At 71.6% G+C, this 9,659-nt stretch carries 9 protein-coding genes and 1 pseudogene; all 10 read left to right on the top strand.

From position 1 onward, the window contains the following. Window positions 1-519, top strand: a pseudogene (locus tag AB8A24_RS06030) (NADH-quinone oxidoreductase subunit C); the annotation flags it as partial. Then, window positions 516-1,481 carry a complex I subunit 1 family protein gene (locus tag AB8A24_RS06025; RefSeq protein WP_328962087.1) on the top strand — a complete coding sequence of 322 codons (966 nt, stop codon included), beginning with the start codon at window positions 516-518 and terminating at the stop codon, window positions 1,479-1,481. The pseudogene AB8A24_RS06030 and the gene AB8A24_RS06025, both read left to right, overlap by 4 nt. Next, window positions 1,481-2,095: an NADH-quinone oxidoreductase subunit I gene (locus tag AB8A24_RS06020; RefSeq protein ID WP_328962086.1), complete on the top strand. Its 615-nt coding sequence runs from the start codon at window positions 1,481-1,483 to the stop codon at window positions 2,093-2,095. Before AB8A24_RS06025 ends, AB8A24_RS06020 begins: the two co-directional genes overlap by 1 nt. Before the next feature lie 14 nt (window positions 2,096-2,109). Continuing rightward, entirely contained in the window at window positions 2,110-2,703 is a 594-nt protein-coding gene (locus tag AB8A24_RS06015) for an NADH-quinone oxidoreductase subunit J (protein ID WP_369475025.1), read from the top strand. Then, window positions 2,703-3,050, top strand: coding sequence for an NADH-quinone oxidoreductase subunit NuoK (gene nuoK, locus AB8A24_RS06010; protein WP_030726044.1), 348 nt, complete (start codon window positions 2,703-2,705; stop codon window positions 3,048-3,050). The genes AB8A24_RS06015 and nuoK overlap by 1 nt, the downstream gene beginning before the upstream one ends. Beyond that, on the top strand, window positions 3,047-5,068 hold the full coding sequence (locus AB8A24_RS06005) for an NADH-quinone oxidoreductase subunit L (RefSeq protein ID WP_369475019.1): 2,022 nt from the start codon (window positions 3,047-3,049) through the stop codon (window positions 5,066-5,068). Before nuoK ends, AB8A24_RS06005 begins: the two co-directional genes overlap by 4 nt. Window positions 5,069-5,106: 38 nt before the next feature. Next, entirely contained in the window at window positions 5,107-6,660 is a 1,554-nt protein-coding gene (locus AB8A24_RS06000; RefSeq protein ID WP_369475017.1) for a NuoM family protein, read from the top strand. Beyond that, window positions 6,657-8,189 (top strand): NADH-quinone oxidoreductase subunit N, encoded by a 1,533-nt coding sequence (locus tag AB8A24_RS05995; RefSeq protein WP_369475015.1) that lies wholly within the window; start codon window positions 6,657-6,659, stop codon window positions 8,187-8,189. The genes AB8A24_RS06000 and AB8A24_RS05995 overlap by 4 nt, the downstream gene beginning before the upstream one ends. Window positions 8,190-8,391: 202 nt before the next feature. After that, window positions 8,392-9,255, top strand: a complete 864-nt coding sequence (htpX, locus tag AB8A24_RS05990; protein WP_033224201.1) for a zinc metalloprotease HtpX — start codon at window positions 8,392-8,394, stop codon at window positions 9,253-9,255. Beyond that, window positions 9,252-9,644 (top strand): YccF domain-containing protein, encoded by a 393-nt coding sequence (locus AB8A24_RS05985; protein ID WP_266381543.1) that lies wholly within the window; start codon window positions 9,252-9,254, stop codon window positions 9,642-9,644. The genes htpX and AB8A24_RS05985 overlap by 4 nt, the downstream gene beginning before the upstream one ends. Window positions 9,645-9,659 lie beyond the last annotated feature (15 nt).

Genomic DNA, 9,659 nt, shown 5'->3' with positions numbered 1-9,659 from the left:
GGCGATGTCGCAGACGCCGAGCAGCCCGAGGCCGCCGGCCCGGACGTGTCCGGTGACCCGGTCCGCCGTACCCGCTCGGTCACCGAGGGCTCGGCCACCCAGCCCCCGGCCGACGCGGCCACCGGGCCGGCGGCGGAGGCCGCGCCCCGTCCGCCGCGCCGTACCCGCTCGGTGTCGGAGGGCTCGGCGAGCCAGTCCACCCCGGCCGAAGCCTCGACCCCGGCGGAAGCCTCGACCCCGGCCGACGCGGCGACTCCGGAGACCCCGGCGGGGGCCCCCGCGGCCGCTCCCAGGCCGGCGCCGCGCAGCTCGGACGCCCCCTGGCACGATCCGAAGCCCGCCTTCGAGGAGCCGAAGGCTCCGGCGAAGCCGCGGCCGGAGACACCGCCGGAGACCTCACCGGAGGCGGAGGCGGAGTCGGAGTCGGACGCCACCTCGGACTCCGGCCCCAAGACCACCCCGACCACCGACCCCACCACCGACCCCACCCCCGACCCCGACAACGGAGGCGACGCGTGAACGACGTCCTCGACGTCGCCCTGCGGCTGATCGTCGTCTTCGCCGTCTTCCTCGTGCTCCCGCTCGTCGTCGGGCAGACCGAGCACAAGGTGATGGCCCACATGCAGGGCCGCCTCGGCCCCATGTACGCCGGCGGCTTCCACGGCTGGGCCCAGCTCGTCGCCGACGGCGTGAAGTTCGCGCAGAAGGAAGACATCGTTCCGGCGGGCGCCGACCGCCGTATCTTCCAGCTCGCCCCCGCCGTCGCCCTGCTGCCCTACCTCCTCGTCCTGTTGGTCATCCCGATCGGCCCGGGCGAGGGCGCCGTAGGCCAGGTCATCGACGCGGGCCTGTTCTTCGCGCTCGCCGTCATGGGCGTCGGAGTCCTCGGCTCCCTGATGGCCGGCTGGGCCTCCGCGAACAAGTTCTCCCTGCTCGGTGGCCTGCGCACCGCGGCCCAGCTGCTCGCCTACGAGCTCCCGATGCTGCTCGCCGCCGCCTCCGTCGCCATGGCCGCCGGTACGGTCTCCCTCCCCGGCATCGTCGAGGCCTTCGAGTGGTGGTGGCTGCCCTGGCAGATCGTCGGCGCGCTCGTCTTCTTCGTCGCCGGCCTCGCCGAACTGCAGCGGCCCCCCTTCGACATGCCCGTCGCCGACTCCGAGATCATCTTCGGCGCGTACACCGAGTACACCGGCCTGCGCTTCGCCCTGTTCCTCCTCGCCGAGTACGCCGGCATCGTCGTCCTCTGCGCCCTCACCACCGTCCTGTTCCTCGGCGGCTGGCACGGCCCCTTCGGTGACGACCTCGGCTGGGTCTGGACCCTGCTCAAGATCGCGGTCCTCGCCTTCGTCGTGATCTGGCTCCGCGTGAGCTATCCGCGCCTGCGCGAGGACCAGCTCCAGAAGCTCGCCTGGACCACACTCATCCCGCTCGCGCTCGCCCAGATCGCGCTCACCGGCATCGTGAAGGTGGCGATCCAGTAATGCCCATCCCCGGATCCGGCCTGGCCAAGGGCCTGGCCGTGACGCTGCGCACGATGACGAAGCGCTCGCACACGGCCCAGTACCCCGACGTCCAGCCCGAACTGCCGCCCCGCTCCCGCGGAGTAATCGGTCTGTTCGAGGAGAACTGCACCGTCTGCATGCTCTGCGCCCGCGAGTGCCCCGACTGGTGCATCTACATCGACTCCCACAAGGAGACGGTCCCGGCGTCCACCCCCGGTGGCCGCGAGCGCAGCCGCAACGTTCTCGACCGCTTCGCCATCGACTTCTCCCTCTGCATGTACTGCGGTATCTGCATCGAGGTGTGCCCCTTCGACGCCCTCTTCTGGTCGCCGGAGTTCGAGTACGCGGAGACCGACATCCACGAGCTGACCCACGAGCGCGACAAGCTCCGCGAGTGGATGTGGACCGTCCCGGCGCCGCCCGCGCTGGACCCGGCCGCCGAGGAGCCCAAGGAGATCGCCGCCGCCCGCAAGGCGGTGGAGAAGGCCGAAGCCGCGGCCGCGGCGGCCGCCGCGGCAGCCGCCGCCGAAGCCGCCGCCCAGGCGGCCGAGACCGAAGAGCCGACCGACCCGACCCCGGAGGGAGACGCGTGAGCCCCGCCGCCACCCTGGCCGCAGCCGCCACCGCCACCGGGCCCGGCTTCCTCTCCCCGACCGGCGTCGAGATCGCCTTCGTCCTCGTCGGACTCGCCACCTTCGGCGCGGCCCTCGTCACGGTCACCACCAAGCAGCTGGTGCACGCCGCCCTGTGGCTGGTCGTCGCGCTCGGCGGCATCGCCGTCGAGTACCTGCTGCTGACCGCCGAGTTCATCGCCTGGGTCCAGGTCCTCATCTACCTCGGTTCCGTGATCGTCCTCCTCCTCTTCGGGCTGATGCTCACCAAGGCCCCCATCGGCCGCTCCCCGGACGCGGACTCCGGCAACCGCTGGGTCGCGCTCGGCGTCGCCGTCGTCGCCGCCGTGTCACTGGTCTGGGTGGTCGTCGACGCCTTCCGCACCACCTGGATCGACCTCGACGGACCGGTCCAGGGCTCCACCAAGGTCTCCGGTGAGATCCTCTTCCAGCACTGGGTGCTGCCGTTCGAGGCGCTCTCCGTCCTCCTCCTCGCAGCCCTGATCGGGGCCATCGTGCTGTCCCGCAGGAACGACCCCGCCGACCCCGCCGACCCGGCCGGCCCCGGCGAGAAGAAGGGCCGGCGCTGATGCACCTCGCCTACCCCGCCGTACTCGCGGCGCTCCTCTTCTGCACGGGCCTGTACGGAGTACTCGCCCGCCGCAACGCCATCCTGGTCCTGATGTCCGTCGAGCTGATGCTCAACGCCGTCAACCTCAACCTGGTGGCCTTCGACGTCTGGCTGCGCGACGCCCTGCACGCCGGCCAGGCCCTCACCCTCTTCACCATCGCGATCGCCGCCGCCGAGATCGGCATCGGCCTCGCGATCGTGCTGATGGTGTACCGCAACCGGGGCACCTCCGACGTCGACCGGCTGCGCGACACCGCCGAGGGCCACGAGCCCGCCGCGAACAACCAGAGCGAGGTCACCGCGTGAGCACCACGACCCTCGCCGCCCTCGTCCCGCTGCTCCCCTTCCTCGGCGCGGTGGCGGGACTCCTGCTCGGCCGCACCGCCCCCGGGTTCGTCCGGCCGCTCGCGATCCTGCCGACGCTCGCCGCCGCCGTACTGGCCGTACTCGTCGCCGTCCGCCAAGGCGGCGGCGAGACGATCAGCGCCGCGACCGAGCTGACCCCGACCGGCTCGGTGCCGATCGACCTCTCGCTGTACATCGACGGCTTCGCCGCGCTGGTCGCCGTCCTGGTCGGGGTCGTCGCCACCTGCGTACAGGTCTACTCGACGGCGTACCTGCGCGAGGATCCGCGCTACCCGTCCTATGCCGCTCTCGTCTCACTGTTCACCTCCGCCATGCTGCTCGTCGTCTACTCCGGCGACCTGATGGTGCTGCTGGTCGGCTGGGAGATCATGGGCATCTGCTCGTACTTCCTGGTCGGCCACTACTGGGAGACCGAAGCGGCCCGCTCCGCCTCCCTGAAAGCCTTCCTCGTCACCAAACTCGGCGACGTCCCCTTCCTGATCGGCCTGTTCGCGCTCGCCGCCGACGCCGACTCCTTCGAGATCCCGAACATCCTGCGCACCGTCGCCGCGGGCGGACTCGACCACCCGACACTGATCGCGCTGCTCCTGCTCGCCGGAGTCGCGGGCAAGTCCGCGCAGTTCCCCCTGCACACCTGGCTCCCCGACGCCATGGCGGGCCCCACCCCGGTCTCGGCACTGATCCACGCCGCGACGATGGTCGCCGCCGGTGTCTACTTCATCGCCCGCCTCCTGCCCGTCTTCGCGTCCTCCGGGGCCGCTCTGGTGGTCATGGCCGTGATGGCGGCCGTCACGATGATCGGCTCCGGCCTGGCCGCCATCGCCCAGGACGACATCAAGCGGGTGCTCGCCTACTCCACGATCGGCCAGCTCGGCTACATGGTCGGCGCCCTGGCCGTCGGCGACCGCGGCGCCGCCGTGTTCCACCTCCTGTCCCACGGCGCCTTCAAGGCGCTCCTCTTCCTCGGTGCCGGCGTGATCATCCACGCCGCCGGTACCAACTCCCTGGGCGTCATGTCCCGGATGGACGGCCTCGCCAAGCGCATCCCCGACGCCTTCTGGACGATGACGATCGCGCTCCTCGCGCTCGCCGCGGTCCCGCCCTTCGCCGGCTTCTTCTCCAAGGAAGCCGTCCTCGTCGCCGCCGAGCACACCGCGACCGGCCACTCGGACTTCGCACCCAGCGCCGCAGGCTGGCTGGTGCTCGTCGCCGGTCTGCTGACCGCCCTGCTCACCGCCGCCTACGCCACCCGGCTGTGGCTGATGGCCTTCCGCGGCCGGGGCGCCGCCGCCCCCGACCACGGCAAGGAGCCCCTCGCCATGACCGGCGTGCTGTGGCTGCTGGCGATCCCGTCCGTCGGCTTCGGCCTCGCGGCCGGGCCCATCGCCGGCTGGTTCGACGACGGGGAGCTCACCCCGACCCTGGTCACCTCGGTCCTCGGCACGGGCGCCGCGGCCATCGGCGCGATGCTCACCTACGGCCTCTGGCAGCGCGCCTCGGCGAAGGCCGCCCTCGCGAGCGCCGCCGGCACCCGAGCCGCAGCCGCTGCCGAGACGCCCGCCGCGGTCGCCGCCGCCGAATCCGCCGCGGAAGCCCCCGAGGTGGCCGAGGTGACCCACGATCACCCCGTCGTCCCGGCCGGCCCCGCCGCCGACCCCGGCAAGGCGTTCCTCGGCCCCCTGCACCGCCACGCGGCCGACGGCTTCCACCTCGACGCCGTCTACGACCGGCTGTTCGTCCGGCCCGTCCAGGCCGCGGCGCGCCTCGTCCGCTTCCTCGACCGCGAGGTCGTCGACACGTACGTCCGCGGCGCGGGCACCGGCACCCAGCTGCTCGGCAGCCTCGTGCGCCGGGCCCAGACCGGCAACGTGCAGAGCTACCTGAGCGCCCTGCTCGCCGGTGCCGTGGTCCTGGCGATCGCCACCGCCGTCCTCGCCAACGTCAACGCCGGATCGTGAGCCGTGAGTCAGCCGTGATTGATATCAGCCCGTCCGTGATGCAGTTCCTTCTGGCGTTCATCGTGGCCGCACCGCTCCTCGGCTCCGCCGCGGCGCTCCTGCCGGCCCCGCCCGGCCTCAAGGGCAAGAGCCCCGAACAGGCCGTGCTCCGCCACGGCGTGACCGTGACCGGCGTGATCCTCGCCGCGGCCGTCGCCCTCACCCTGGGCTTCGACCACGACGCCCCGTCCCGCATCCAGGCGACGACGGACATCAGTTGGATCCAGGCGCTGAACGTCCGGATCCACCTCGGCGTCGACGGCATCTCGCTCCCCCTCCTCCTGATGACCGCGCTGCTGTTCTTCCTCTGCGCGCTCTACAGCTACTTCAAGCTCCCCGCGGGCCCCTCCCCGAAGGCCTTCGTCGCGCTGCTCCTCGTCCTCGAGTCCGGCACCCTCGCGACCTTCGCCGTCCTCGACCTGCTGCTCTTCTTCCTCGCCTTCGAGATGGTCCTCATCCCGATGTACTTCCTCATCGCCCGCTGGGGCGGTGCTCAGCGGCAGGCCGCCGCCTGGAAGTTCATCCTCTACACCCTCCTCGGCTCCGTCGTCATGCTGCTCGGTCTGCTCCTGATCGGACTGGACAGCGGCACTTTCGACATGGTGACACTGGCCTCTGACAATGGCCGCGAACTGTCCCACACCACCCAGATCCTGGCCGTTCTCGCCATCGGGATCGGCCTCGCGGTGAAGACCCCGATGTGGCCCCTGCACAGCTGGCTGCCGGACGCCCACACCGCCGCGCCCACCGTCGGATCCGTCCTGCTGGCCGGCGTCCTGCTCAAGATGGGCACGTACGGGTTCGTCCGCATCCTGCTGCCCATCACCCCCGACGGCATGGCCACCTTCGCCCCCTACCTGGGCGCCTTCGCCGCCGTCGGCATCGTCTACGGATCGCTCTCCTGCCTCGCGCTGGCCCGCAAGGGGAACAAGGGCGACCTCAAGCGCCTCATCGCCTACTCCTCCGTCGGCCACATGGGCTTCGTCCTCCTCGGCATCGCGAGCATGACCCCCACCGGCGTCAACGGCGCGCTCTTCGCCAACATCGCCCACGGCCTGATCACCGGCCTCCTCTTCTTCCTGGTCGGCGCCCTCAAGGACCGTTACGGCACCGCCGACCTCGACACCCTCGCCGGGGCCACCGGCGCCGCCCTCTACGGCCGCGCCCCCCGCATGGGCGCCTTCCTCGCCTTCGCCGCCGTCGCCTCCCTCGGCCTGCCGGGCCTCGCCGGCTTCTGGGGCGAGATGCTCGCCCTCTTCGGCGCCTTCGACCCCGCCGAGGGCCTCTCCCGCCCCGCGTTCCTCACGTACACGGCCGTCGGCGCGTTCGGCACCCTGCTCACCGCCGGCTACCTGCTGATCGTCGTACGGCGCGTCTGCATGGGAGACCCGAAAGCCGGTCCCGAGCTCGCCGTCGCGGACATCCAGCGCTACGAGTTCGCCGCGTGGACCCCGCTCGTCGCCCTCACCGTCCTCGCCGGCCTGTGGCCCGCGGTCCTCCTCGGCCTCACCGACCCGGCCGTCCAGAAGCTCCTCGCAGGAGGCAATTCATGACGGCCACGACGGACCTGACGGTCCTCTCCGCCGAGGCCCCGAGCCTGGTCCAGTCCGTCGACTGGCTCGCCATCGCACCCGTGGTGATCACCGCCGCCGTCGGCCTGGTCGTCCTCGTCGCCGACCTGTTCCTCGCCGAGCGCCACAAGCCCGCCCTCGGCTGGATCTCGGTCGCCGGCCTGGCCGCCGCGACCGCCACCCTGCTGCCCCTGCGCGCCGGTGACCGGGCCACCTTCTGCCTCACCGGCGACCCGGAGGCCTGCAGCTACGTCGCCGACCACTTCACGCTCGTCATCCAGTTCCTGGTGCTGGCCGGCGCCCTGGTCACCGCCCTGGTGTCGGTCACCGCCGTCCGTGACACCCGCATGCCGGCCGGCGAGTACTGGTTCCTGCTGCTCTCCTCCGCCGCCGGCGCGGCCCTGCTGCCCGCCTCCCGCGACCTCGCCACCCTGATCGTCGCGCTCGAGGTCGCCTCGCTGCCCGCCTTCGCCCTCGTCGGCATGCGCCGCGGCGACCGGCTCTCCTCCGAGGCCGCCCTGAAGTTCTTCCTGTCCTCCGTCACCGCCACCGCCGTGTCGCTGATGGGCGTCAGCTTCGTCTACGCCGCCACCGGCTCCCTGTACCTCACCCAGGTCGCCGACCGCCTCGAAGACGTCCCCGGGCAGCTCGACACCCTCGCCATGGCCGGTGTCGCGCTCACCCTCGTCGGCTTCGCCTTCAAGACCGCGGCCGTCCCCTTCCACTTCTGGGTCCCCGACACCTACGTCGGCGCCCCCCTGCCCATCGCCGGCTACCTCTCGGTGATCGGCAAGGCCGTCGGCTTCACCGGCCTCATCCTCGTCACGGTGATCGCCTTCCCCGCGTACTCCGACATCTGGGGCCCCGCCCTGGCCGTCCTCGCCGCACTCACCATGACCCTGGGCAACGCCGCCGCCCTGCGGCAGTCCCCGGACCGCCCGAACAGTGCCGTACGGCTGCTCGCCTGGTCCTCGGTCGGTCAGGCCGGCTACCTGCTGGTCCCGATCGCCGCGGCCGCGTACTCCGGGCCCGACCAGATCGGCTCCACCGTCGCCTACGCCCTCATGTACGCCGCAGTGAACCTCGGCGCCTTCGCCGTGGCCGCCCTCGTCGCCCGCACCAAGCCGCTCCACCGGATCAGCGACTACCGCGGGCTGTACGCCGACCGCCCGCTGGCCGCCCTCTCGCTGGGCTTCTTCCTGCTCTGCCTGGCGGGCCTGCCGCCGGGCATCATCGGCCTCTTCGCCAAGGTCACCGTCTTCCGGTCCGCGGTCGACGCGGGCCTGGGCTGGCTGGCCGTGGTCATGGCGATCAACGTCGTCATCGCCCTGTACTACTACCTGCGCTGGACGGCCCTGCTCTTCCGCACCCCCGAGGGCGCGCAGACCCGTACGCGCGCCCCCTGGCCGGTGGCGGCGGCCATCGTCGTCACGGCGATCACGGCGGTCGTCCTCTCGGGCGCCCCGGAACTCATCCTGCGCGTCACCTCGGGCAGCCTCTTCGCCCAGTGAGCCGGCGCGTGTAACCCGTACGGAGCAGCCCCGGCCGCGACCCCGACCTTCCCCGGGAAGGGGCCGCGGCGGGCGGCCGGCCCGCCGTGCCCTGGGAACCAGACGCCCTCACCTCGCGTTGACCAGGAAGGGAGGGTCCACTGGACCGTAGACCCTCACATCCATGACGGGCTCCCCTGCCGCACCACTTGGAGGGCGTACCGTGCACCGCCGGCACAACGGGCTGAAGACCGCCGTACTCCTCGGCGGGCTGTCCGCACTCATCATCCTCATCGGAAGCTTCTTCGGACGGGGCGGCCTGATCATCGCCGTCCTCGTCGCCCTCGGGACGAACGCCTACGCGTACTGGAACAGCGACAAGCTGGCTCTACGCGCGATGCGCGCCCGCCCCGTGAGCGAGTTCGAGGCTCCCCAGCTCTACCGCATGGTGCGCGAGCTCTCCACGTCCGCGCGCCAGCCCATGCCACGCCTGTACATCTCACCCACCGAGGCCCCCAACGCCTTCGCCACCGGCCGCAACCCGCGCAACGCCGCGGTCTGCTGCACCGAGGGGATCCTGCGGATCCTCGACGAGCGCGAGCTGCGCGGGGTCATCGGCCACGAGCTCAGCCACGTCTACAACCGCGACATCCTGATCTCCTCGGTCGCCGGCGCCCTCGCCTCGGTGATCATGTTCCTGGTGAACTTCGCCTGGCTGATCCCGATCGGTCGGTCGAACGACGACGAGGGCCCCGGCCTCCTCGGCATGCTGCTGATCATGATTCTGGGCCCGCTGGCCGCCTCCGTGATCCAGCTGGCCATCAGCCGCTCGCGGGAGTACGAGGCCGACGCCTCCGGCGCCCAGCTCACCGGGGACCCACTCGCCCTGGCCAGCGCCCTGCGCAAGCTCGACGCCGGTACCAAACAGCTCCCACTGCCCCCCGAGCCCCGGCTGGAGGCGGCGAGCCACATGATGATCGCCAACCCGTTCCGCCCAGGCCAGGGCCTTTCTAAGATGTTCTCCACACACCCTCCGATGGCCGAGCGCATCGCCCGGCTCGAACAGATGGCAGGCCGCCGCCAGTGAAGACAATCCTGAACATCATTTGGCTCATCCTCAGCGGCATCTGGCTGTTCCTGGGATACCTCCTCGCGGGCGTACTGCTCTGCATCACCATCATCGGTATCCCGTTCGGCATCGCCGCCTTCCGCATCGCCGTCTACGCCCTCTGGCCGTTCGGCTACACCACGGTCGAGCGCCACGACGCGGGCGCCGCGTCCTGCATCGGCAACGTCCTGTGGCTGGTCCTGGCGGGCTGGTGGCTCGCCCTGAGCCACATCGCCACGGGCATCGTGCTCTGCGTGACGATCATCGGAATCCCCTTCGGCATCGCCAACTTCAAGATGGTCCCGCTCGCCCTGCTCCCGCTCGGGCGCGAGATCGTCCCCACGGACGCGCCGTTCGCCGCTCGGTAACGAAACCCGCCGCTT

The sequence above is a fragment of the Streptomyces sp. BF23-19 genome (genome assembly GCF_041106355.1).
Taxonomy (GTDB): Bacteria; Actinomycetota; Actinomycetes; order Streptomycetales; family Streptomycetaceae; genus Streptomyces; species Streptomyces virginiae_A.
Note: the sequence above shows the minus strand (reverse complement) of the source record. Positions and strands in the feature narration are given on the sequence as shown.

Coding starts and splice junctions, on each gene's coding strand:
- AB8A24_RS06000 (WP_369475017.1), top strand. CDS start 5,107: ATGCAGTTCCTTCTGGCGTTCATCGTGGCCGCACCGCTCCTCGGCTCC.
- nuoK (WP_030726044.1), top strand. CDS start 2,703: ATGCACCTCGCCTACCCCGCCGTACTCGCGGCGCTCCTCTTCTGCACG.
- AB8A24_RS05995 (WP_369475015.1), top strand. CDS start 6,657: ATGACGGCCACGACGGACCTGACGGTCCTCTCCGCCGAGGCCCCGAGC.
- AB8A24_RS06020 (WP_328962086.1), top strand. CDS start 1,481: ATGCCCATCCCCGGATCCGGCCTGGCCAAGGGCCTGGCCGTGACGCTG.